Below are 24,561 nucleotides of genomic sequence, written 5' to 3'. Positions count from 1 at the left end.
GCCACATATGCCCCAGCCCACTCTAGCCATGTTATTCGCGTTCGCCTGCGCGATACTTGATCGCCAGCAGTGTAAGAGGCGCGTAGGCAATCAAGGTTCCCGCTGCGCCATCTAGCTTGAACAGCAGCACGGCTGCAGCCACGGGCAGCAACCAGCCGATATTGATGGCCGCCACCGCCAGGCTGACGGGTAGATGGCTGCCGTACTGCCGTGACGCATATTGGTAGGCATGGCTGCGATGGGCTTCATAGACTTTTTCGCCCCGCAGCAGGCGCCGCCCCAATGTGAACGTGGCATCGACCACGAACACACCCATAAGTATTAACCACCCCCAGAATAATAGCGGGTTTATCCAGGCTGCCTGCAGTGCCAGAAGGCCCAGTACGATACCCAGGAAACCACTGCCGGCATCGCCCATGAATATCCGCGCCGGGGGGAAGTTCCAGGCCAGGAAACCCGCCACCGTCGCCGCCAGCAGCAACGGCAACCCGATCGCCTGTGGGTTACCGGTAATCGCGTAGAGCAGGCAACCACCCAGGCACACGCAAATGGCCTCGATACTGGCGATACCGTCAATGCCATCCATGAAGTTATAGAGGTTCAACAGCCAGACCAGGTACAACGCGGCGAGGACAGCGCTCAGCCAGGCAATGTCCAGCTGCAGGCCGAACAGCGTAATCGCAGGCATGCCCCCCAACCAGTACAACCCCCAGGCGGCCGCTACAAAGTGGCCGAGCAAGCGCCAGCGTGCGGCGATATGCCCGTGGTCATCCATGAAGCCGATCAGCGCCACCAGCCCCCCGGCCCCGAGCAGGCCGACCAGCAATCGGAACGGGACCACCGCGCTCCACCCCAGCACCAGCAGGGCGGCCAGGAATGTAATGACGAACGCCAGGCCGCCACCGCGTGGCGTGGGCAAGGTGTGCGAACTGCGCGCATTGGGGATGTCCAGCAAGCTGCGCGCCAGCGCGTAACGCCGAAGCCCTGCGGTCAGAGCAAGTGAAATGAGGCCAGCAGCGATAATCAGCCATATCATGGGCGGTGGCCTTCCAGAAAAGCGCGCGCGGCGGCGTCAAGCCCCTGCTGCAAGGTGAACGGGGGGCGCCAGCCCAGCAGCAGCTGATTCTTGGCAATATCTACCTGCAACGACCCTAGCAAACGCTGGGCCAGGTCGTGCCGGCCAACCAGATTGGCAGCGCTCTGGAGCAGGGCCGGGGGCACCGGCAACAGTCGCGCCGGGCGGCCGAGCGCACGCCCCAAGGCCCGCAAGAGCTCGCTCAAGGACACATCCTCGCCATCGCTGGCCATGAAAGTCTGGCTACGGGCCTGAGGGTGATCGATGCAGGTAACCACAAGATCTACGAGGTTTTGCACCGAGACCAGGCTGCGACGGTTATCGACAGCCCCCAATGGCAACGGCATCCCGCGCTGCACCCAGCGCATCATGCTGTGGAAGTTGGCTTTGACCCCTGGGCCATAGACCAGTACCGGCCGAATAATCACGATCTCCATACCGGTGGCCACGGCTACCTGGCATAACCCCTGCTCCGCTTCATGTTTGGAAATGCCATAGGCATCCAGCGGCATGGCTGCATCATCGGCACGCAAGGGCTGGCCCGGAATACTGGCCTCGCCGTTGACCTTGACCGAGCTGATGAACACGAAGCGCCGTACACCCGCCGCTGCTGCTTGCCGGGCGAGGTTGAGCGTGCCCTCGACATTGACCCGGCGGAACGCGGCCAGGCTGTCGGCGGCGGTTTCTTTCATGACATGCACGCGCGCGGCGGCATGCACCACGGCGTCCACCCCGGCCAAGGCTTCAGCCCAATCCGTCGTGGCGGCTAGGTCGCCTACGTTGACCGCCGGTATGTCCGCCGGCCCCGTCCCAGCACGGCGCAAAGCCGCCCGAGGGGCGTACACGCCGATTGAAGCCAGCCTGTGGCAGAGCGTGCTGCCGACAAAACCGCTGGCGCCGGTGACGAGAATGGTTTGTCTATCCATGAGTGAACATCCAGCCCGCAGGCGTAACAATAGTGCAAGTGCAAACGGCCCCTGGGAATCAGGCGGGGCCTTGCCTGCCTTGTAACAGGCTACGGTAAAGCTCAGCGTATGAGGCGGCCATCAAAGGTGCGGTAAAGACCTCTTCATAGCGCTGCAACGCTTTGGCCCCCATGGCCTGGGCCATGGCTGGGGTGTCCCACAGGCGCTGCATGGCCTGTGCCAACGCCGTGGCATCCCGTGGCGGCACTACCAGCCCGGTCTGATCGGCCAGGTTGATGAACGTGGTACCCGAACCCATTTCACAAGAAATCAGCGGCTTGCCGTACATGGCCGCCTCCAGCAGCGAAATGCCGAACGACTCGGAGCGCAGGTGCGACGGGAACACGAAGCCGTAGCACAGCTCCAGCAGCGCGGCTTTGTCTTCATCGGGCAGGCCGCCGAGAAAGTGCACATTGTCCAACCCCAGTTCGGCGGCCTGCTGCTTGAGCTGCCCTTCGAGGAAGCCGCCGCCCATGATCGCCACTGGCAAGCCATTGAGTTGCGCGGCCTGCAGCAAATAGTCCAGGCCCTTGTAGTAGCGCAACGCGCCGACGAACAGGAAAAACCGCTCACCCAACCGCGCGCGCCAGTACGCCAGCTTTTGCGCGGATGCCTTGGGGTAGGTCGACCGGTCCAGGCCATAGGGGATGATCGAGACCTTGTCTTTGAAGCGCGTCAGCACCGGGCTATGCGCGGCATAGTTGGGCGAGGATGCGACAACCCGGTCCACGCTCTGGAAAAAACGGTGCATCAACGGCTGATAGAGGTTGAGCAACCACTTCTGCTTGACGATATCCGAGTGGTAGCTCACCACGGACGGCTTGTTCACCCGTGCCATGAAATGCACAAGGTCCATGTAGGGCCAGGGGAAATGGTAATGGACGATATCCGCCTCCCTGGCCAGCTCGGTGAAGTCCTTGAGGGCCGACAGCGAGAAGCCGGTAGAGGCCACGTGCAGGTCAAGCTTGGCGCGGTGGGCCAGGTGGTTGGCCACCGGCTGGTTGCGCGCCGCCCCACGGTTGCTGAGGTAGAGCACTTGCGAATCGATACCCTCGGCTCGGCAACCTTCGGCGATCTGGAAAATGACCTGCTCGATACCGCCCATGGAGTCGGGGTAGTAGGTCTTGAAAAAATGCAGAACCTTGATCATTGCCCTTCCCTGACTTTGCGGTAAACCTCGAGGGTGGCTTGTGTGCAGCGCTCCCAAGAAAACCCGGCGGCATGGCGCAGCCCCTGCTCTACCGCGGCCGCGCGCCAGGCTTGATCCTCAAGCCCGCGCTGCAACAACGCCGTGAGCCCGTCCACGTCGTCGGGCGCGCACATCAAGGCGGCCTGGCCTGCCACTTCAGGCAGTGAAGAGCTGTTGGAACACACCACCGGCACCCCGGAGCTCATGGCTTCCAGCACGGGCAAGCCGAACCCTTCGTAATGCGACGGGAAGGTGAACAACCGGGCCCCGGCAAACAGCAAGGGCAGGTCTTGGGCGGCAGCGAACCCCAGGTAACGGGCCCAGCCCTGCTGTTGCGCCTGAGCGATACGGGCGTGGATCGCTTCGCTGCGCCAGCCGTGGTAGCCGGTGAGCATCAGCGGCCAGCGCTGGCGTAGCGCCAGCGGCAACCTGCCGTAAGCATCCAGCAAGGTTTCGATATTCTTGCGCGGCTCGATGGTGCCCACGAACAGGCTGTAACCGCCCGGTTCCAGGCCGTGCCGGGCAAGGGTTTCGCGCAGCATGTCGGGGCTACGCGGGTAGAACTCTGGCGAACTGGCCAGCGGCACCGCGTGGATCCGCTCAATGGGCCAGGCAAAGTAATCGGCCAGCTCCTGACGGGTGTAGTGCGAATCGGTGATCAACGCATCGGCGCGTTCCAGGGTAAGCGTGAGCTCTTTTTGCAGGTAACGCGCGATCTGCGGCGCATGGCAGTGCGCCCAGGTGAATGGCGACAAGTCGTGGAAGGTCGCCACACTGCGGCCGGCGAAGGGCGGCAGGTAGTAGTTGGGGCTGTGGTAGATGAATTGCTCATAGCCCTGCAAGGCCCGCTTGCGCAAAAAGGGCATCAGCCGGCGATACGCTTCGACCGCCAAGGCGTTCTTCTGCACGAAACGCTTGAGGCCATGCACGGCATCGGACTGGTCCGACGGCTGGGGCAAGCCTGGCAGGAAGCGCCGACCGGCAAACAGCTGCAGGTCGGTGATCTCGCTACTGTTCTGCAGCCGCGACGCCAGTTCGTAGGTATAGCGCCCAATGCCGGTCAGCGGGAAGCGGATCGGCTCGACGGAAAGGATGAGCTTCATTTACCCGCAAGCATCCAACCCAGGGTTTCATCCAGTGTCGGGGTTTGCCAGCCGGGTACTAGGCTGCGCAGCAGGCTGTTGTCGCCGCACAAGGTCTTGACCTCGTTGGCGCGGACAAAAGCCGGGTTCACCTGTACGTCGATCTGATGCCCGGTAATGGCCGAGCACTTGGCGATGACTTCGCGCAGCGAATGGGTTTGCCCGGAGCTGACGTTCACCGTCTGCCCCAGCGGGCGCGCTTCGATCAGCCCGCGGTAAGCCTGCACAACCGCACGCACGTCGCTGAAATCGCGCCATACGTCGAGGTTGCCCAGTTCGATGGTGCTTGCCTTGCGGCTAAAGTGCGAAACGATCTTGGGCAGCAGGAAATTTTCTGCCTGCCCAACACCGGTGTAATTGAAGGGGCGCGTGATGACGATTGGCAGACGGTCGAACCACAACCGCGCCATGTATTCCATGGCCAGCTTGCTGACAGCGTAATCATTGGCGGGCGCCGGCGGCGTCTGCTCGCCCAGCATCCCTTCGGAAACATTGCCATATACGTTGGCACTGCTGGCAATCAGCACACAGTCGGGTGCTTTGCCGCAGGCTGCGATGGCTTCGAGCAGGTTGCGCGTGCCGACCAGGTTGACCTGGTAGAACGCATCGGCTGCGCCGTGCCCGACAAACGCAATGGCAGCCAGATGCACGATGACATCCGGCTGCACTTCGGCCAGCAACGCACGCAAGGCCGGGCCTTCGGTGAGATCGACCTGGTGGTAGTCCGGGGCATCCAGCACTTGGCTGCCCGTACCGACTACTTCATAGCCACTGGCTCGCAACTCGGCCGCCATGTAGCGGCCCGTGAACCCCTGAACCCCTGTGATAAGCGCGCGTTTACTGGCCATTTGCATCAGAACGAGAACCCTTTTTCGTTACGACGCAGGTCGGCTTCGACCATCATGCGGCACAGCTCTTCCAGGCTGGTTTTTGGCTCCCAACCCAGCACTTCCTTGGCCTTGGCCGGGTTGCCGATCAGCAGCTCCACTTCGGCAGGGCGGTAGAATTTCGGGTTGATCACGACCAGTACCTTGCCGGAGGCGGCGCAGGTGCCCTGCTCTGCCTCGTCCTTGCCGCTCCAGTTGATTTCGATACCGGCTGCCTTGAAGGCCATGGTCACGAAGTCACGAACGGTTTCGGTACGGTTGGTGGCCAGCACGAAGGTGTCTGGCTCGTCAGCCTGCAGCATGCGCCACATGCCTTCGACGTATTCCTTAGCAAAGCCCCAGTCGCGCTTGGCGTCGAGGTTGCCCAGCTCCAACTTGTCGAGCAGGCCGAGTTTGATCTTGGCTACCGAGTCGGTGATCTTGCGGGTCACGAACTCACGGCCGCGCAGAGGCGACTCATGGTTGAACAGGATGCCGCTGGTGGCGAAGATGTTGTACGACTCACGGTAGTTGATGGTCATCCAGTGAGCGTACAGCTTGGCCACGCCGTAGGGGCTGCGCGGGTAGAACGGGGTGGTTTCTACCTGCGGGATTTCCTGCACCTTGCCGAACATTTCGGAGGTGGAGGCCTGGTAGAAGCGCACTTTCGGGTTGACGATACGGATGGCTTCGAGCAGGTTGACCGCGCCCAGGCCGGTGATTTCGGCGGTGGTCAGCGGCTGTTCGAACGACACGCCAACGAAGCTCTGCGCGGCGAGGTTGTACACCTCGGTGGCTTCGGTGGTTTGCAGCAGGCGGATGCTGGCCGACAGGTCGGTGAGGTCGTACTCGACCAGGTGCAGGTTGGGGTTGGTGTGGATCCCCAGTTCCTCAATGCGCCAGAAGTTGACCGAGCTGGTGCGACGGTAGGTGCCGTAGACCGTGTAGCCCTTTTCCAGCAGCAGTTCCGCCAGGTAGGCGCCGTCTTGACCAGTGATCCCAGTGACGATTGCTTTCATGCGACTTAACCAACTCCGATAGTGCCGTGCGGGCATGTGTGATTATTAGACCGGCGCGGGCTGTTCCTGCCGCGCGCACGTTAAGGTTCGGTGACGGAGTATACATCTGTTGGGCGATGTGCTCGACTCAGAAAAAGCTTGTGTTGGGCAGCCGGTAGTTTTTCCCCGGCGATAGGTGTGGTGGGTGGGGCAGGTACCTGGCGAGGGATTTTGCAGGGCCTACGAGATCGAGCGCCGCGCGGGCGGCGCTCACCCACTCCTGCGCTCAATTCAGCGCAGTTGCACCCTGCACCGCCTTACCAGCCACGGGCCGCGCAGCAGCCGCGCCATCAACACGGGCCACATCGCCACCAGGCAAGCTAGTCTCGGGCACCGGGCTCAACCACACGTTCACGTTGTCCACGCTTTCCTGATTCAACTCCCCTGCCCAGCGATTGAGCAGGAACAGGTTGGTAATGAAATCATATTGCGATCTCAACAGATCACGCCGCGCCTTGAACTCGTTCTGTACGGCCGTCAGCACATCCACGGCGTTGACCACGCCGTAGGTGAACGCCTTTTGCGCGGCAACGCTGGACTTCTGCGCTGAGGACAACGCATTACGGTTGGCGCGGATCTTCTCGACACTGGACTGGGCGGTGAGATACGCCGTGGTGGTTTCTTTGACCACTTGGCGGCGAACGCCTTCCATCTGCTCTTCGGCCGCCAGTTGCTCGTCATACAGCCCCCGCACCCGGGCAGAAGTGGAACCGCCGCTATAGATTGGGATTTTCACCCCGAGCGTGGCCACATAACTGTCGCTGCGCGGCGCCTGGGTGTTGTCGTACCCTTGGTCACTTTGCTGTGCACTCAAACTCAAAGACAGCTGAGGATAATGCTCGCCCTTGCCCTCACGCACCGCGGCATTGGCCGCCTCGGCGCCGCTTTGCGAGGCCTTGAGCATCGGGTTGGTTTCAACCGCCTGGGTAATCCAGCTTTGCAGCGGGCGCGTCGGCGCCTGCAGTGCCACATCATTTCGCACCCGGCTCAGCGGTTCATTGATTGGCCGCCCGACAATCTCGGCCAATGCCTCACGGCTGACCTGCACCTGGTTGCGTGCGTCGACCTCTTGCGCCGCCAGCGAATCGACACGCGCCTGCATGTCGAGCTTGTCGGTGATCTTGGCCATCTGCCGGTCGAACATCATGCTGACGCGGTCGAGGTTCTTTTGCGTGGCGCGGCGCTCGGCCTGCACCAGCGCCAGCTCATCGTCTGCCGCCAGGGCAACGAAGTAGCGCTTGGCCAGGTCGACGGTCGCTTCGGCCAAGGTATCCTCGGCCTGCTGGCCTTTCTGGGCCTTGACGCTCTTGGACTTCTGGTAACGCTCCCAGGCCGGCTTGTTGTACAGGTACTGGGTCAGGCTGAGCGAGTAGGTTTCGTTGTTATAAATGTCGCGCGACAGTTCGTTCTTGCGCAACACACGGCTGGAGTTGGCGTTGGCCGACACCTGCGGCAGCAAGCCACCCAAGGCTTCACGCTGCTGCTCGGCCGCCGAACGCGCCCGGGCGTAGGCAGCCAGCACGCGAGGGTCTTCCAGACGAGCTTCGCGGTAGAGCCCTGCGAGGTCCAGGGCGTAGGTCGATGCGGCAACACCTCTTGGCATTTCGCCCTGGGACTCCACCGCCATCGCCTGCCAGGCGGTCATGCAAATCAAAACACCAGGTAGCAAACGCAGCACAATCATTCCTCGATCAGCGATTCAGCGAACATGTTGCGCGCCGGTTTCAGCAGGTACTGCAGCATCGTGCGGTCGCCTGCGTTGATCAGGACATCAGCTGGCATACCCGGTTGCAGCTTGCGGTTGCCGAGTTTTTTCATGCCGTCTTCAGTAACCTTCACCCGGACCAGGTAGTACGGGTCCCCGGTACGTTCCTCAGTCAGGCTATCCGCGGAGATACGGATCAGCGTGCCTTCGATAACCGGGGTGGTTGCCTGGTTGAAGGCACTGAAGCGGATATCCGCCGTCTTGCCCAGTTCTAGGCGGTCGATGTCTTTGGTCGCGACCTTGGCTTCGATCACCAGCTCCGAAGAGGCAGGGACAATATCGAGCAGTGGCGTAGCCGCACTGACCACGCCGCCGATGGTGTGCACCTTCATGTCCAGCACCATGCCGCTTTCCGGCGCGCGGATCACCACCCGCGACAGGCGGTCCCGCAGCGCAGCTTCTTTTTCCTGCAGGTCGAACACTTGGGCCTGCACTTCGGAAAGCTCGTTGGCCACATCCGAATCGAATTTCTTCTTCAACTGCACGATCTGCAACTCTGTTTCGCCGATCTGCAGCTTGGTCTTGGTGATGGTCGACTCATGGTCGGCCACTTCGGTCTTGAGCATGTCGAGTTTGCGCTCTTGCTCGAGCAGGCGCTGGTTGTCGACGAAGCCTTCGGCCAGCAGCTCTTTGAGCTGCTTGATTTCACCGGTGTAGGACTTTTCCAGGTTGCGCTTGGTGCGAATCATGTCATTGAGGCCAGCGATCTGCTGCTTCATCTGCTCGATGCGCTCGCGGTTGACCGATATCTCGCCTTGCAACGCATCGTGCCGCGCCTTGAACACCTGCTGCTCACCTGCCAGGGCTTCCATGGCCCGGTCCGAATCGGTGCCCTCCATGGTTACAGGCGGGATAGCCTGCAACCCATCGCGCTCGGCGCGCAGACGCGCTTCTTTATAGCGGGCCACGATCAGCTGGTTACGGGTGGACTCATACTCGGAACTTAGTTGAGCTTCATCCAGCACGATCAGCGGGTCGCCCTGTTTGACCAGGTCACCGTCACGGGCCAGCAGTTCCTTGACGATACCGCCTTCCAAGTGCTGAACGGTCTTGCGGTAGTTCTGCACGGTGACAACGCCAGAGCCGTGGACGGCATTGCTCAAAGGGGCGACCGCTGCCCAGGTGCCAAAAATGCCGAAGGTAACAAAAACGATGGTCAGGCCGATGCGGCGAATACCGCGATCGGAGGTGGGCATGTCATCGAAATTGTGGTCGAACGTGGTGATTGCTTTGCTGCTCATCAAAAAATCCTTTTATGCGCCAGTGCTGGTCGAGGTGACGGGCGCAGCGGCAGGAGCCGCAGGGGGAGCGGGGCGAGGCGCGGTGGGTGCGACTGCGGGAGGTTGCGGCGCAGCCGGTTGAGCAACGCGCTGCTGGCCCTTGGCCTGCTGCGCGGCCAGCTCGGCGATGACACGATCACGCTCGCCATACATCGAGATGGTGCCGCCGGCCATGACCAGGATGCGGTCCAGGCGCGTGAGGATGTTGGGGCGGTGCGACACGATGAACACCGTGGCGCCGGTTTCCTTGAGCTTTTGCAGGGCTACGCCCAGTGCGCGCTCGCCCACATCGTCCAGGTTGGAGTTGGGCTCGTCGAGCACGATCAGGCGCGGGTTGCCATAAATGGCACGGGCAAGGCCGATGCGCTGGCGCTGGCCGCCAGAAAGGTTGACACCGTCGCTTCCAATCACGGTGTCGTAGCCGTCCGGAAGCATCAGGATCATTTCGTGCACACCGGCCATCTGCGCCGCCTGCACCACCTTCTCCGGGTCGACTTTGTCGAAGCGGGCGATGTTTTCGCTGATGCTGCCTTCGAACAGCTCGATGTCCTGCGGCAGGTAGCCGACGTACGGGCCTAGGGCCTGCTTGTCCCAGGTCGAGATGTCGGCGCCATCCAGGCGCACCACGCCGTGCTGGGGCGGCCAGATGCCCATCAGCGCACGCACCAAGGTCGACTTGCCCGCAGCGCTCGGGCCGACGATGCCGACGACCGAGCCGGCTGGCGCCACGAAGCTGATGCTGCGCAGTACCGGAGCCTTGGCGCCTGGCGGCGCGACAATCAGGTTTTCCACCTGAATGTGGCCTTCCGGGGCAGGCAGTGGCATGCGCTCCGGCTCTTTGTTGAGGTCGTCCATCACCTTGCTAAGGCGGTCGTACTGAACCTTGGCGGCGACAAAACCTTTCCAGCTACCGATCATCTGGTCGATGGGCGACAGCGCCCGGCCCAGCAGCAGGGAACCGGCCATCAGGAGACCCGGGTTGATTTCGTGAGTTACCACTAGGTAAGCACCGATGGCCAGCATGATTGACTGCGACCAGGTGCGGAACGTCTTGGAAATCGAGCTGACCACGCCGCCCTTATCACTAGCCTCGGACTGCAGCAGCATGATGTTGCGCTGGCGCTTGGCCCAGCGGTTCATCAGTGTTTCCAGCATGCCCATCGACTCGATGACTTCGGCATTGCGCAGGGTTTTGGTGGTGATGACGTTAGAGGCGACGTTCTCTTTATTGGCAGTGGCCAACGCCTTACCGGTCACGCGGTGGTTGACCACCGCCAGCACCGCGAGCGCGACACCGCACCCGAGCGTCATCCAACCAAACCAAGGATGGAACAGGAACATCACCGCCGTATAAATGGGAAACCATGGAGCATCGAAAAACGCAAAAAGCCCCGTACCGGTGAAAAACTGGCGCAAGGCAGTCAAATCGTTCAACGACTGCGCAGTAGCATCCGAACCTCCACTGGTGAGTGCGCGCTTGAAGCTGGCCCGATACACATCGCGGCTGAGCATCACATCCAGGCGGTTGCTGATACGCACCATAATGCGCGAACGCACCCACTCCAGCGCACCCATGGTGGCGACCAAAATGGTAAGAATGAGGGTAAGCATAAACAACGTGGAGGTGCTGCTAGAAGGTACGACGCGCCCGGACACCTGGATCATGAAGAAGGTGGGCACCAGCATCAGCGCATTGACGAAGAAGCTGAAGAAACCGACCGAAATGAAGCTGCTTTTACAGGCTTTGAGTGCGGTTTGCAGGTTATTTTCGGATTGTGAACTCATGGTATCCATACTGAGAATGACAAAAGCGGCGGGCAGTGTAACACCCACCGAGAAGAACGCAGCCTGCCCTATCAAGAGGCCAGGTGCAGACAAAGCCGACGAAACGCCTTGTTTATGAAAAAACCCTGATGTAAGTCAACAAAAAGGCATAAAAAAGCTGCGTCACTGCTTACTTACGCGGCAGAAGGCCATGCCTTTCTTTAAAAACGACCAACGGCAACACAGGCTGCGGCAGCCTGCCGCACCAAAGTCAGAGTAAATTAAAAATTGACTCCAGAAACAACAGAGCCATCAAGTCATTGATTTTAATGAAAAAAAACCGCATTGGTCACAGACCCATCAGTCACTTCAGCCTGCGCCCTGCGTGGCCTGCGAGCGCTAACCCGAGGATTTAGTTCAGTTTTTCAGTGAAATTTTTTTTACCTTTGCGAGTTGACAACATTATCCCATCCCTTCATCTTCGCTCCTCGCAAGGAGCCTTTACCGGCCGTTTTGGTGTACGCACGGGTTTGAGCAAGTTAGCTACCGGTGTTTCGTTTAAAAGGAGCTTAACAACGCCATGTCTATGCCTTCCCAGCCTCTCGATGGCTTGAAGATCAGCTCCCGCGTAACGTTGCTGGAGCCGGGCATGTACATCTTCCGTTATGCCTCGCAGCCACCGGCCGATAAACCCGTGTGCATTGCGCTGCAACAGGCGCCGCTTGGCAAAGGCTCGGTCGATTTCTTCCCCGCCGAGGGCGTCAGCAAGAACATGCTGACCAAACTGGGCGACACCATCGTGGCCCGGGTCAAAGGTGGCGTGACCACCGTACTGATCACCGAATACCACATGTTCGACGACGTGATCGACCCGGTCGATCTGCGCATCGACCGCATCGACACCTCGCCCGCCATCATGCGCACTTTTGCCGTGGTGGCCAGCAGCGAGCCTGCCCCCAGCCTTACCGCAACCGCTAGCCCCACCGCCTTCGAGCTCACCGCGCACCTGCAAAAATCAGGCGAAGTGGTTTCGAGCGAAGGCCGCATCGGCACGCCCGGCAGCGACGAATTCATCGAGAGCTTCGCTATCAACTGGCCGAACAAGCCGGATGGCGTCGACCTGCTCTACACCTGCATGGTGGCCGGCTCCGGCCCCAGCCGTAATGTGTCCACCGGCACCTTCGTTGGCGCGCGAGGCCAAGGCCTGCCGCTGATCTGCGTGGGCTTCAGCCTGGTTGGGCCGCTGCGCAAACACTACGAATTGACAGGCCTTATCGTGTTCGGCAATGCCGAGCCACAACGCCTGCTCGCCAATCAGATGATGCATGGCCCCACCGGCAACGAGCCGTTGGTGGCGCTGCATATCGCCGTTACTCCCGTTACGAAGATGAACGCTGCCCGCTCTAAGTCTCCGTGGGAAAACTCTGCGCAACCGCAGAACCTCAGTGCAACAAGCCAATTGGCTTGAAGTAACAGGAATACACCATGCAATACGATAGCCCCGTCTCGTCCACCGAGTTCCAGACCTTCCTGGCCGCTACCACCCTGTCCGACAGCACTGTTGACGCGATCAGCTCCCTGCTGGGCCTGGAAGCCGAAGGCGCAACCGTTAACGTTGCAAGCTTCGACGGCGTAAACCTGGAGCTGCCAGCTGGCGGCGCCGTTGACGTTGTTACCGGCGAAATCGCCGGTGTTGCCACCGACCTGGTCACTCTGGACCTGTCCGCAGCTGAAGCTGCCGGCGCTCGCGCTTACATCCTGGAAAGCGATGCCAGCCTGAACGTCACCCTGCAAGGCCAGTCGGGCAACGTTGCCCCAGCCGCCTTCGCTGCCCTGGCAGCCGACGTAGCTGTAGCCGCTGACGCCAACGCCGAAATCGGCCTGGTTGTCACCACTGGCAACGGCAACGACGTAATCACCGTCAATGGCGACCAGAACACCTTCATCGACGGCGGCGACGGTAACGACACCATCGTGACCGGCAACGGCAACAACACCGTTATCGCTGGCGCTGGCAACAACAACGTCAAAACTGGCTCGGGCAACGACACTGTCGTGCTGAGCGGTGAAGACCACACCGACATCGTCGACACCGGCGCTGGCTACGACGTGGTTCAGCTGGACGGCTCGCGTGATGACTACGCGTTCGCCACCAACGCCAACTTCAACGTTACCCTGACCGGCAACCAGACTGCCTCGATCTCCAACGCCGAGTTCCTGACCTTCGTCAACGGCGAAGAAGTCGAGACCGTTGCTCTGGCCTACAGCGACGCTGAAGCCGCTGCACTGCGCCTGTTCCAAGGCGTACTGGACCGTGACGCAGACCTGGAAGGCGCCAAGTCCTTCGTTGGCCAAGTCAACAACGGCACTTCGCTGACCGACATCGCCAACGAGTTCCTGAACTCGAACGAATACGCCGGCGCCAACAACGCTACCGACGTGAACGAGCTGTATCAGGCGCTGCTGGGCCGTGCTGCTGACGATTCGGGTGCAAGCACCTGGACCGACATGCTGGCCAACGGTGGTTCGCTGGCTGACGTGGCTGCTGCTATCGCTGTTTCCAGCGAAGCTCAGACCCTGGACGCTTCGAACGGCGACTTCATCCGTGACCTGTACACCAACGTACTGGGCCGCGAAGCTGAGCAACAGGACCTGGACTTCTGGGTATCCTCGCTGTTCAACGGCGCAAGCCGTGCCGATGTTGCCAAAGACATCGTCACCTCGGACGAAGCTGGCGTTAAAGCCAACAACGACTTCATCGAGTCGCTGTACCAGTCCGCTCTGGACCGTGCTTCGGAAGAAGGCGAGAAGGACTACTGGTCTGCCCAGATCGCCCAAGGCGCTTCGCACGCCGACGTGGCCATCGGCATCGTTGGTTCCAACGAAGCTGTTGCAAACATCGACAACGTCGTTGTACTGCACGGCCAGGTGTAACTAGCCCTGCTGTAGCCAGGCATTCACTCCGCCGCAAGGCGGGGTGCATGCAAAAGGGGGCGACTTTCGGGTCGCCCCTCTTTTTATTTTTTGTAGCCAAGCCAAGCTTATGTCCAGACACCTCGACCATGGGCGAGAAACGCTCATGGACATGTTCCACCGCCACCGCCAAGCCAACGAGCAGGGCCTAGCGGCTGCTGCACTCGAGCGTGCCATGCAAACCGCCGAGTACCGGCCGGAAGCATTGGTGTGGAAAGGCATCGCGGCATTGCCGCAGACCCCTGAGCTGGCTTTTTTATTCTTTGCCAATGCCGCCAAGGCGCTACCCGACCGGGCGGACATCCACGCCCTGATCGGTCGCAGCCTGCTGGCGCAAAAGCACTTCCAACTCGCCACGCGCTACCTGACCACGGCCTGGAAAACCCAGCCCAACGACCTCGCCCTGCGCATGACGCTGTGGCAAGCACGCAGCCAATCGGAAACTCCCGCCGAACTGCGCCGCATGGTACTTGCCCACCTGCCTGACATTCACACCGGCCAGGAACTGGCACAAGTGCTTAAGCTGCTGGCCGCGCAACCTGGCGCGCCCGGCACGGTCGGCGTGGTGCGCTACCTGCCCGAGCAGCGGGAGATACAAGGTTGGGCCATAGACCTGGCCAACCTGCAGGCACCGGCAGCACTGAAAATCGAAGCCAACGGCAAGCAGTTCGACACCCAGGCCACTGCCCAGCACCCATTGCTGAGCGCCGCCGGGCTGCCTGCCACCCATGGCGGCTTGCGGGTGAGCGTGCCGAACGCGACTGCGGCAGTACACCTGCGCTTCGCCAACGGCACTGCACTGCTCGGCAGCCCCGTCTTCGCGATGCCGGCATTCGTACCGCCCGCCAGCGTAAACGGCGGCGGCGAACAGCAGCCAGTCGACGTGCTGATCCCCGTGTATGACGGCCTCAACGAAACCCTGGAATGCATCAACAGCGCACTGGAGGCGCGCAAGCTCAACCGCACCGCGCACCGGCTGGTGGTGATCGAAGACCAGACCCCCGTGCCCGCCCTGGCCAAGGCACTCAAAGTGCTGGCCGCCAAAGGTAAGATCACCCTGGTGCACAATGCCGTGAACCTTGGGTTCATCCGCAGCATGAACCGCGCCATGGCCCTGAGCCCGAACAAGGACGTGGTGTGGCTGAACGCCGATACTCGCGTGCATGGCGCCTGGCTCGACCGCCTGCGCCAGGTGGCCTACAGCGATGCCAGCATCGCCTCGGTCACCCCGTTCACCAACAATGGCGAGTTGATGAGCTTCCCGCAGAGCCGGGTGAGCCACGCCATGCCCTGCGCCAAAGCGCAAGCCGAACTGGATGACCTGACCCGCCAAACCGACAGCCCGCCAATGGAAATAGAAACCGGCTGTGGCTTTTGCCTGTACATCAAGCGCGAGGCATTGGACCAGGTGGGCTACCTGGACGAAATCCACCTTGCGCGTGGCTATGGCGAAGAAACCGACTGGTGCCTGCGCGCCCGCGAGCACGGCTGGCGGCACATGGGCGCGCCCAATGTGTTCGTGGCGCACCAGGGCGGCATCTCGTTCGGCGCCGAAAAGGCCCTGCGCGTGGCCCACAACAACGCTATTCTGCGCAAACGCTACCCAGACGCCTCCGCCCGCTACAACACCTTCTGCCTGCGCGACCCAATCAAACCCGCCCGCCAAGCATTACAAAAAGCGCGCCTAGCCAAGCTGACCAGCCTGCCCCCCGATACCCGCCAAGCCCACTGGCCAACCCAAACCGGCGAGCCCACTGTAGGCGCCGGCTTGCCGGCGATGAGGCCCTCAGCCGCCCCATCCCCCCTCAAGCAATGCGCAACATCAGGGCTCGGCCAAACGCTGCACATCCACAACGGCTCACACAGCGGCGCGGCATTCAACCTCGCCTGGCGCCATGAGCACCATCGCACCTGGGCGACCCTGCAAGCCCCACTGCAGCCACTGCCCTTGACTCTCGACTTCGAACTGCCGGGCGAATACCCCCAGTTGGTCGAGGCACTGCGCCTGCTGCCGCTGAACGGTATCGCTTACCAGCAACTGGCGCGCTGCCCCGTCACCCTGTGCGAGCTGCCTGCCCTTCTGGGCATGCCCTACAGCATCATTTGCCGCGATAGCCGGCTGCTGAGCCAGGATGAAGCGTTCGACTGGCAGCACTTCGCTCACAATGCCACAAGCGTACAGCTGCCATGGCAAGCCTTGCACCGCGACTACGCCAGGGCCCTACCCAAGGCGAACCTCGTAGTGCCAGGCCCTACCGAACACCCACCAGTCTCGGCAGATACGCCACGCGTGCTGCTGATTGGCGACAGCCTGAGCAACCCGGCAATTGCCCAACGCTGGCTGGCCCTGGCACGGCAGATCATCAGCGACCAGTTGCCGCTCGTACTACTGGCCAAAGACGACAGCCCTTGGCTTAAGGCACTCCAGGCTACGGGCGCCGTCTACCGGCTGCCGGCCCTGCACGGTTTCAGCCTGGCCGAACGCGCCGTAGCTGCAGGCTGTGGCGGCGTGCTAAGCCTGGATGACGCCCCCGGCGCCGACTGGCAGGCAGCGCTGCTGGCCGACGCACTGGCCGCCCCGCTGTTTGCGAGCCCAAGCCCGCTGGCCGCCGAAGCCGGCGCGAGCCCAACCACTTCCCTACCCTTTTCACTGAGCCAAGCCTGATGACTCAAGACCTCTTGGAAAAGCCCCAGGCGGGCCAGCAACCCGTCCAACTTAACGGTTACACCGGGGCCATCATTGGCCTGCAGGGGGATGTGCTGCAAGGCTGGGCAATCGATACCGCCCAGCCGGAACTGCGCCCGGTGGTCGAAGTATTCATCGACGGCGCGACCGTCGCCTTGGCGCGTGCAGACCAATACGAACCACTCGCCCCAGTGGGTGATCAGTTCCATGGGTTCACCGTTCAGCTGCGCAAAAGCTGGCTGGACGAAGCGCGAGTGATTACGGCACGCATCGCCAACCAGGCATTCGAGCTGGAAGGCCAGGTACATTTGCCTGCTGCTCCCAGCCAGGACGCTTCGGCCATTACCTCGCAGGTGTGGCACACCGGTGGTCTACGCGTAGGTGGCTGGTCATGGGACCCGCAATCACCACGCCGTCATGTTGAAGTGACTGTGCGCGAAGGGAATCAGGTCATCTGCACTGCGACTTGCAATGTGCATAACCAGGCACTGGCGTATCGCGATACCAGCGATCACGGCTTTGCCATTGACCTGCCGTGGGAGTTGGCCGATGGCAAGGTACATGTGCTGGATGTAGTCGATGATCGCGGGCAACCGCTTGCCGGCAGCCCGATTCGCCTGTGCTGCTGGCCGGAAGGGGTAGAGGGTTTGATTCGGCAGCTGGATGCGAAGCAGGATCCGGCAACCATCGCCCTGCTCACTGAAGTGGCCAAAGAGCAGTCAATGCGCTTGCCCAAAAGTGCAGGTTGGCATCTCTACCCGCAATGGTTCGAGGCGTTTCAGCGCATGGAGGGCCTGGAAAAGCCTGCCATGCAAGGTAAGGTCGGCTTGCTGATCATCAGCGCAGGTGATTGCGCGCAGGAAAAGGCCAGCCTTGAAAGCCTGGGTACTGACCGTGCAAACGTACATCAAGTCGCCATCGCCTCCCCTACCGATTTGGCACCCGCCGTGCAGCAACTGTTGGCAGAGGGTTGTGATCGAATTCTACCTTTGGCGGCAGGTGATCGCTTGGCCCCGTTGGCCCTCGCGCACCTTTGTGCGTTGCTGGACGATGGCAGTGCCTGGGCATTTGCAGACTGCGATCGTGACGGCCCACAAGGTGAGCGCAGCCTCCCTTGGCTGAAGCCAGTGTGGGACATTGACCTCTTCATCGGTGCGGATATCTTCACTCCAGGAGCAATATTCGGCGCAGACATCATCAAGCAGGCATTGAATCTGTTGACAGCGCGTGCCGAACAATCTGCGGTAGGCTGGCATGACTTGGTTGCCGCGATTGCATTGGCCACCCAAGAGAGCAACGCGAGTGTGGTGCACTTGCCCCGAGTGCTTTACCACCGTACCAACAATGCGCCAGCCAGCCCCGAGCAGGCAGAGCCATCGTCCGAACGACTGCGTGCCATCGAGTGGCTCTGCCAAGAATTGGCCCCTGGTACGACAGTGAGCCGTGTGGAGGACTACCCCGCACTGCTCAGGGCGCATTGGCCTCTGCCAGAGCAACTGCCGCGGGTGAGCTTGATCGTACCTACCCGGGACCAATTCAAACTGTTGCGCGCGTGTATTGAAGGGTTGTTAAACGACACAGATTATCCAAACCTCGAAATCATTGTTGTCGACAATGAGTCGAGCGACCCCGACACCTTGTCTTATTTCGAGGATATCAAGGCACGCGGCGTGACCGTACTGGCACACCCCTACCCGTTTAACTATTCGACCATCAACAATCGTGCGGCGAGCATTGCCACGGGTGAAGTGATCGGCCTCGTCAACAATGACATCGAGGTTAAAAAAAGTGCCTGGTTGAAAGAAATGGTAGCGCAACTTTACCAACCGGGTGTCGGCGCTGTGGGCGCGAAACTACTTTGGCCGAATAGCATGGTCCAACATGGTGGAGTTGTTGTCGGCATTAACGGCCTGGCGGCGCACACTGGTAACAATCTCGAACAGCGTGACGCTGGTTATCTCGGGCTGAATCAAATCACTCGTAAGCAAAGCGCAGTTACTGCGGCATGCATGTTAGTGCGCAGAGAGATTTTCGAAGAAGTGGGTGGTTTAGACGAAAGAGCCTTTCCGGTAGCGTTCAATGATGTGGATCTGTGCTTACGCATCCGACAGCTGGGCATGCACGTGGTTTGGACCGCGTTCGCGCAATTGATTCATGCTGAGTCAGCCAGCAGAGGAAAGGACCAAACACCAGAAAAAATGAATAGAGCTCAGCGTGAGCAGCGTAATTTTATAGGCCGCTGGACCCAAGCTGGATACTCGGACCTTTTTTATAACTGCTCACTTAGCACAGACTATCTAAGCGGCCCCTATGGCGGCCTTGCCATGCAGCATTATTCAGTAAAAAAACGCAAACAGCATTTAACATCAAAAGCTCTATTAGTCAGCAGAACTTCACTCAAGTGAAGCTTCGCAACCAGAACACTAATGAGCCTCCTTGGACGTAACGTTAAAAGAAAATGAAAAATCCATCAGTACTTTTCGTATCAAACACTTCAAGACATGCGAGACCTTATTACGACCCATCAACACGATATCGGTGTTTTAATTTCGCTCAAAGTCTTTCGGCGAAAGGCTTTCCTACTGCGTGCACCACACAAGCCATATTCCAAAAACAGCCATCATTCTTTTCTAACTATGATTATTTTGTATTTCACCGACCGGCTCTGACAGCTGAACTGGCTGAATTCATTTTATCGATGCCTACAGAGAGGCTTATTGCTGACTTCGACGACCTGAATTTCAGCGTAATTCATGCCATCGAAACCCCAGCAGTTAGAACTCGCTCAGAAAACGTCTCAACCGTAAGTAAGAGCCTAGCCAAGATTGCTGGTGCGGCCTCTCTATTCACTCAATTTAGCTCGTCCACTGTCCCGCTAGCCGACTATCTGTCCAGGCTTTTCTCTGCAAAAAAGTCTGTTGTTATACATAACGGTGTGGATCCAACTTTCGCCGGCATTTCAGAAATGGTGAGGGAGCGAAACCCAATCTCTCATCGTCCTTACACATTCGCCTACTTTCCCGGCACAGCCTCACACAACCCTGATTTGCAGATGATTGAGGAGCCTCTCCAAAGGGCACTGGCATCTGACTCATCATTTAAACTTATGATAGCCGGCCCGGTAAAAATTCCAAATTCCTTAACTAGATACGCGGATCAAATATATAAGGCTGATTACGTCGCATTTCACGAACTCCCCAACCTAATGGCCAAAAGCAAATTTGTTCTTGGCCCTTTGGAGGAGACTGAATTTAATCAATGCAAAAGCGGCCTCAAGTTTTTTGAGGCGGCCTTATCTGGTTGTACAGTGATTGGCAGCCCGATTCCCGACATTGATCGATTCGAATCCATCCTTTTGAGAAAGTGCAGGACCTCAGCAGAATGGCAACAAGCTCTTCTAGAGCCTATTACTCATTCCGAGAATGAATTAGAAGACGCAGCCAGGTCCGTAGATACTGAAGTTTCCTCGGACAAGCAAACTGCCAAATGGATCAGCGAGTTTATTGAGCAATGAAAATCCTCCTTTACATCGAGCCCCATCCTGTCCGCGATAGCTTCGAAGAATTTTCGGGTATAGGAACATATTTAGCCGAATCACTGTTAAAACAAATTGATTCAAGCTCTTTCGACCTGCGCGTTTTCTCCAATAATGCTGTTATCGATCTGATCTGTAGCAAAGTTTCTCAGGGCTCAATGATCTGCGAGCGACCTACAGGCATCGAATCGAAAGAGATCGAAAACTACAAATCAGCCTGGGGAAAAGATAACATCAATGCCTGGATAGAGCTAACAAAAGGTATTGGCGAGGCTTCAGAGCTTTATTTATCAATACTAGAAAGAATCTACAAAAAATACCCCTTCGAGGCGATAGTTTTATGGTCAGAGAATGGGGCTGTCCGCAAGTTCTGCACAGCAAATGACATTATAGTATTACATGGCGAGTTAGGCCCAACCCGAGGCCCATTCGTTGAAACAATGTACTTCGATACTGCAGGCACAAATGGCAACGCTGCAGTGAGACAGGCTAACATTGACAATTTGCCCCTGAAAAACTACCCCGTACAAACTTGGCTGGGCCCTAAGAGCAGATTCGAGAACAATCCTGATGGCATTGGCATTATTGATGTGCCATACACCGCGGTACCTGACGAAATAAGCGCATCAACAAAGTTCCCCTACATCTATGTTCCATTACAACTCGCGGACGACCTCAACACCATCAAAAACTCAGACTTCGAGGGACCTCTTGATTTCCTCGAAAAAATCCTACCAGCATTTACCGAACAAGGTTATCACGTAATCATCAAGCCTCATCCTGGGTCACTAAGCCGCCCTTATAATCTGATTGAAGAAACAAAAGCGCTAATTTACGCCCGTACATTCGTTGAAAATGTGACAATTTTGGATCGTGCAGTCACAATCACGCGATCACTTCGCCTCATATCACAAGCGGCGTTTGTATGCACCATCAATAGCTCAGTAGGATATGAAGCTCTACTTTTAGGAAAAAGAGCGCTGATTCTAGGGGATGCGATGTATGACATCAACGGCAGACTAAAAGTCAGCCTGGCAGATATTCGCAAACTTGCAGACATCCCTGACAATACAAGCCATGCAAGACGACTTTTCAACTTCATGTCCGGCCATTTCCTTATTAGTAAGGATGCTATTGGCACAGGCAAACCCATTATTGATATTTTGTACTTCCTGAAGGAAATGAAGCAGCTTCAGATCACTCCCACCCAAGAAACCTACTGGGAGCACTGGGTTAAAAAATTCAAATACGGCATTAACTGGCTTGGCGAAAACATACACGAAGAGGTTTCAGACCTAGTACCTGGTGAAATCTTCGGAAACCTCCAGTTATTGGCCGCTTCAAACAAAAGTATCACCATCAAAAACGGCGTGGCTACTATCACGGCACAAGAGGCAGGACGACCTCTGATTGCCGGCTCCGCTAAAGTTCTTGAAAAACTATTCATAGGCAATATTGACGTAATATCTCCTAATGAAGAAAAGAAAGACACTACGAAAATTGAAGGCTGGGCGATAGATGACAAACTAAGGCAGGCAGCCTTAGTACTCGTCTTCAAAGATAATTTAGTGCTATCGCACAAGCATATAGTAGTCCCGCGGCTTGACACCGCCGATTACCTGCGCAATCTTGCAAATTCCTCTATTCGCACGTTCCCGACTAATTGCGGATTTAGGATTGAATTGCCGGGAAACCTTACATCCAACTCCGGCTACAACATAGCACTACTAACATCCGACAATACAATGTTCGTCATTAACGGTAAGTTGGGTTCAATTACAAAATAATCGATCAGATATCCCGTTGCCCTGTAGCGCTCAGGCAACGGGACGAGTGCTTTAGCGAGACGTCAAAATGGCATCCACATCACAGACCGAGAAATATCTAATCCACAATGATGTATTGCTAACCACCTGTGGATTAGCTTATTTGATCGGAGGCAATCACACAGTACTAGACTATATAACTGAAAAGACCACTCCGACGATCGAGTCCTTTGAAAACTTCAAACTCAACATCTCCCGGCGCGCATATATCTCTAGCTTGGCAAAATGCAAATACCTGCATGTCATTTTCCCGGACAAGCAGTCAGTATTAGCATCAGAATTCCCAATAGAAACGATGTCCAGGCTAGGCGACAAGTATGTAGAGTTCTTGAGAAAAGACGGCCTTCAAGGCCTCGTTCTTTATCCTGCGGATTTTCTGAATGAAACGCTCGGTCGCTTGTCATACGACAAGCTTGACACTCACCTATCAGACTCTGGCACCCTCGTTGTGCTTGCGCGAATCTTAGACATCATTGGCTTAGCCGCACCTGTTGCACTACGAGAAATCCAGGAGTGCATCAATCTAAAGACAAAGACAACCGGCGACCTCGGAAATAAATTTTCACCCCCGCTCTACCAAGAGTCCATTAGAATCAACCCCCATTGGAACCACACTAAATTCAACAGCAATGGCACATCCAATAATGGTCAAATTGATATTTATTTCAGCCCCGAAGCCACAACCGACAAGAAAATTCTAATATTTGGCGACTCATTTTTCCGACTGATGCTGCCACACCTTTCCAAAATCTTTCAGCAAGTTGTATTTCTGCGTACGCCTTACTACCATGCAGAAATGGTCGAACTGATACGTCCCGACATAGTTCTGACGGGCAACGCCGAACGTTACCTGGCAAATGTGGCGTCAGATATAAACGCACCAGCCTTTCAACTCTACTCATACACCCATAATGCCGTTTCGAGGCCGTCCCCTCTCTTCCTAAACGCCTTCAGAACGATAACCTCACCCAGCGCTATATCATCTAAAAAGTTCCTCAACTATCTCTTTAATGATACTGCACAAGCCAAGAAAATCGTCGGACCATCACATATGGTCAGGTGGGGTCAGCATGTCAAGAACGGGCTTTTGACAAGGCCTCCTCAGGAAAGTGACCTGATTGGCTTCGGGGGCGCACCGGTCTGGTCCCAGCGACTACTAGAATCAACAAAGAAAGCGTGCTCCGACGATACCAAAATATTGCTTATGGTCGGGGACTTCCGGTTCGGCAACGAAATATCGCTTCATCCTGCAAGGGACTCTTTACCCCTTTTCTTGCCCAACCACTCTGGAATTAATGCAAAAGCCATTAAACCAGAGAACGATGAATTCATGCTAAAGCGAAGCCTCGCAGCCATATCTGCTTGGGACAAAACATTCAACAATAAAATACATTTTATTTTTTGGGACCTTTTTTGCAGGCAGGTACAGGACCGCTTAGCCGGACGACATATCAAAGCTAAAGCCTACAATCATCCGCACTGGAATTTGGCTGATATTCAAGCAAATGTATCCACTGCGAAACTTATCGACCTCTCACCGCTACTGAAACTACCAATGCATGAAGCAATGCGACTATTTATCGATCCTAGCTCGCATCCATCGCACATTGGTTACCTCATGATCACCAATTGTTTTTACTATAATACTGACGCCCGCACTTCCTTCAACAAAGCAGTTCGCGACGTAGAGCGTATAATCTTCGACTCTGCCGCCCAGCTGGTCAGACGCAAAAATACTCCAATACTAATTTTTGGCCAGAGTGTGTGGCTTGATACTCTACTTCGCTATTTAGGCCCATCAGGCCTAGAGAAGATTGAAAAAATCGGCATCAAAATAGTTAGTATCAACCCTCAAATCGGCCACGCCCAAAGTGTCAATGTTGCAGCAATCTCACATCACTCACACTTCAAGGTTTTTATCTCCGATGATGGTAAACAGCCCACAATTCCGCTCGCGCTGGAGCAATTAGTAGACTGGAGCCATGGCGCTGCGAGTCATATTGTCTGGGAAGCTAGTTGTGCGCAGACCATCATCAACAGAAGAGAAACTCCTCAGTCTCTACACAACAAAAACTACTCAGCAACCCGTACGTCGCATACCATTGATATTTCTGACTCGGACATTGAGCTTGGTCCCTTTGGGTATCCGACCATAACAGGTTTAACGAAAGTGTTTGATATAATTTAGGGTACTTATTTCACAGCCAGCATCCGTTCTGGTGGCAGCTTCAAGCCAGCGTTGGGATCACTAAATAAGCCTTTACCCCAGAAAATAACGAGGTAAAAATAGCTATGAACGGTTTGAATTATTCCTCATTCGCGTGTATCTGCTTTTCAAGCCGGGGCCATACAGACTCAAGCTCATCGCTCACGGCTGTAATTCTCAGTGCCCTCTCAAATAGCCGCACTGACCAGAGCGCACAAAAAAATATCAATA

Annotated in this window: 16 protein-coding genes; 7 read left to right on the top strand and 9 right to left on the bottom strand. The window is 57.4% G+C overall.

The annotated features are described in order from the left end of the window. Positions 1 to 31 precede the first annotated feature (31 nt). The 9 genes from JNA92_RS00955 to JNA92_RS00915 form a co-directional block, all read right to left on the bottom strand. Entirely contained in the window at positions 32 to 1,036 is a 1,005-nt protein-coding gene (locus JNA92_RS00955) for an MraY family glycosyltransferase (protein WP_241802935.1), read from the bottom strand. Further along, on the bottom strand, positions 1,033 to 2,001 hold the full coding sequence (locus tag JNA92_RS00950; protein ID WP_241802934.1) for a UDP-glucose 4-epimerase family protein: 969 nt from the start codon (positions 1,999 to 2,001) through the stop codon (positions 1,033 to 1,035). Before JNA92_RS00950 ends, JNA92_RS00955 begins: the two co-directional genes overlap by 4 nt. Before the next feature lie 58 nt (positions 2,002 to 2,059). Then, positions 2,060 to 3,190: a glycosyltransferase family 4 protein gene (locus JNA92_RS00945; protein WP_277817985.1), complete on the bottom strand. Its 1,131-nt coding sequence runs from the start codon at positions 3,188 to 3,190 to the stop codon at positions 2,060 to 2,062. After that, the gene (locus JNA92_RS00940) at positions 3,187 to 4,332 is read right to left on the bottom strand and encodes a glycosyltransferase family 4 protein (protein ID WP_241802933.1); all 1,146 of its coding nucleotides are present in this window, start codon (positions 4,330 to 4,332) and stop codon (positions 3,187 to 3,189) included. Before JNA92_RS00940 ends, JNA92_RS00945 begins: the two co-directional genes overlap by 4 nt. Further along, positions 4,329 to 5,225: a GDP-mannose 4,6-dehydratase gene (locus tag JNA92_RS00935; protein ID WP_241802932.1), complete on the bottom strand. Its 897-nt coding sequence runs from the start codon at positions 5,223 to 5,225 to the stop codon at positions 4,329 to 4,331. Before JNA92_RS00935 ends, JNA92_RS00940 begins: the two co-directional genes overlap by 4 nt. Further along, positions 5,225 to 6,256, bottom strand: a complete 1,032-nt coding sequence (gene gmd / locus JNA92_RS00930; protein ID WP_241802931.1) for a GDP-mannose 4,6-dehydratase — start codon at positions 6,254 to 6,256, stop codon at positions 5,225 to 5,227. Before gmd ends, JNA92_RS00935 begins: the two co-directional genes overlap by 1 nt. 265 nt (positions 6,257 to 6,521) lie before the next feature. Next, complete coding sequence (locus tag JNA92_RS00925) at positions 6,522 to 7,979, bottom strand: TolC family outer membrane protein (protein WP_241802930.1); 1,458 nt, start codon at positions 7,977 to 7,979, stop codon at positions 6,522 to 6,524. After that, entirely contained in the window at positions 7,976 to 9,301 is a 1,326-nt protein-coding gene (locus tag JNA92_RS00920) for an HlyD family type I secretion periplasmic adaptor subunit (RefSeq protein ID WP_241802929.1), read from the bottom strand. Before JNA92_RS00920 ends, JNA92_RS00925 begins: the two co-directional genes overlap by 4 nt. Before the next feature lie 12 nt (positions 9,302 to 9,313). Beyond that, the gene (locus JNA92_RS00915; RefSeq protein WP_241802928.1) at positions 9,314 to 11,125 is read right to left on the bottom strand and encodes a type I secretion system permease/ATPase; all 1,812 of its coding nucleotides are present in this window, start codon (positions 11,123 to 11,125) and stop codon (positions 9,314 to 9,316) included. Between the two features lie 565 nt (positions 11,126 to 11,690). Between JNA92_RS00915 and JNA92_RS00910 the strand changes: the two genes are divergently transcribed. The 7 genes from JNA92_RS00910 to JNA92_RS00880 all read left to right on the top strand — a co-directional run bounded on the left by JNA92_RS00910 (position 11,691) and on the right by JNA92_RS00880 (position 24,312). Further along, positions 11,691 to 12,572, top strand: a complete 882-nt coding sequence (locus JNA92_RS00910) for a hypothetical protein (RefSeq protein WP_241803393.1) — start codon at positions 11,691 to 11,693, stop codon at positions 12,570 to 12,572. A 17-nt stretch (positions 12,573 to 12,589) separates the two neighbouring features. Then, positions 12,590 to 14,038, top strand: a complete 1,449-nt coding sequence (locus tag JNA92_RS00905; protein WP_241802927.1) for a DUF4214 domain-containing protein — start codon at positions 12,590 to 12,592, stop codon at positions 14,036 to 14,038. Between the two features lie 145 nt (positions 14,039 to 14,183). After that, entirely contained in the window at positions 14,184 to 16,742 is a 2,559-nt protein-coding gene (locus JNA92_RS00900) for a glycosyltransferase family 2 protein (protein ID WP_241803392.1), read from the top strand. After that, entirely contained in the window at positions 16,742 to 19,168 is a 2,427-nt protein-coding gene (locus JNA92_RS00895) for a glycosyltransferase family 2 protein (RefSeq protein WP_241802926.1), read from the top strand. Before JNA92_RS00900 ends, JNA92_RS00895 begins: the two co-directional genes overlap by 1 nt. A 53-nt stretch (positions 19,169 to 19,221) precedes the next feature. Further along, positions 19,222 to 20,277, top strand: coding sequence for a glycosyltransferase family protein (locus JNA92_RS00890; RefSeq protein ID WP_241802925.1), 1,056 nt, complete (start codon positions 19,222 to 19,224; stop codon positions 20,275 to 20,277). Further along, entirely contained in the window at positions 20,274 to 22,085 is a 1,812-nt protein-coding gene (locus tag JNA92_RS00885; RefSeq protein ID WP_241802924.1) for a GT99 family glycosyltransferase N-terminal domain-containing protein, read from the top strand. Before JNA92_RS00890 ends, JNA92_RS00885 begins: the two co-directional genes overlap by 4 nt. Positions 22,086 to 22,152: 67 nt before the next feature. Beyond that, positions 22,153 to 24,312, top strand: coding sequence for a hypothetical protein (locus JNA92_RS00880; protein ID WP_241802923.1), 2,160 nt, complete (start codon positions 22,153 to 22,155; stop codon positions 24,310 to 24,312). Positions 24,313 to 24,561: the final 249 nt, after the last annotated feature.

The sequence above is a fragment of the Pseudomonas putida genome (genome assembly GCF_022627325.1).
Taxonomy (GTDB): Bacteria; Pseudomonadota; Gammaproteobacteria; order Pseudomonadales; family Pseudomonadaceae; genus Aquipseudomonas; species Aquipseudomonas putida_X.
The sequence above is the reverse complement of the archived record's forward strand: the minus strand, read 5'-3'. Positions and strand labels throughout refer to the sequence as shown.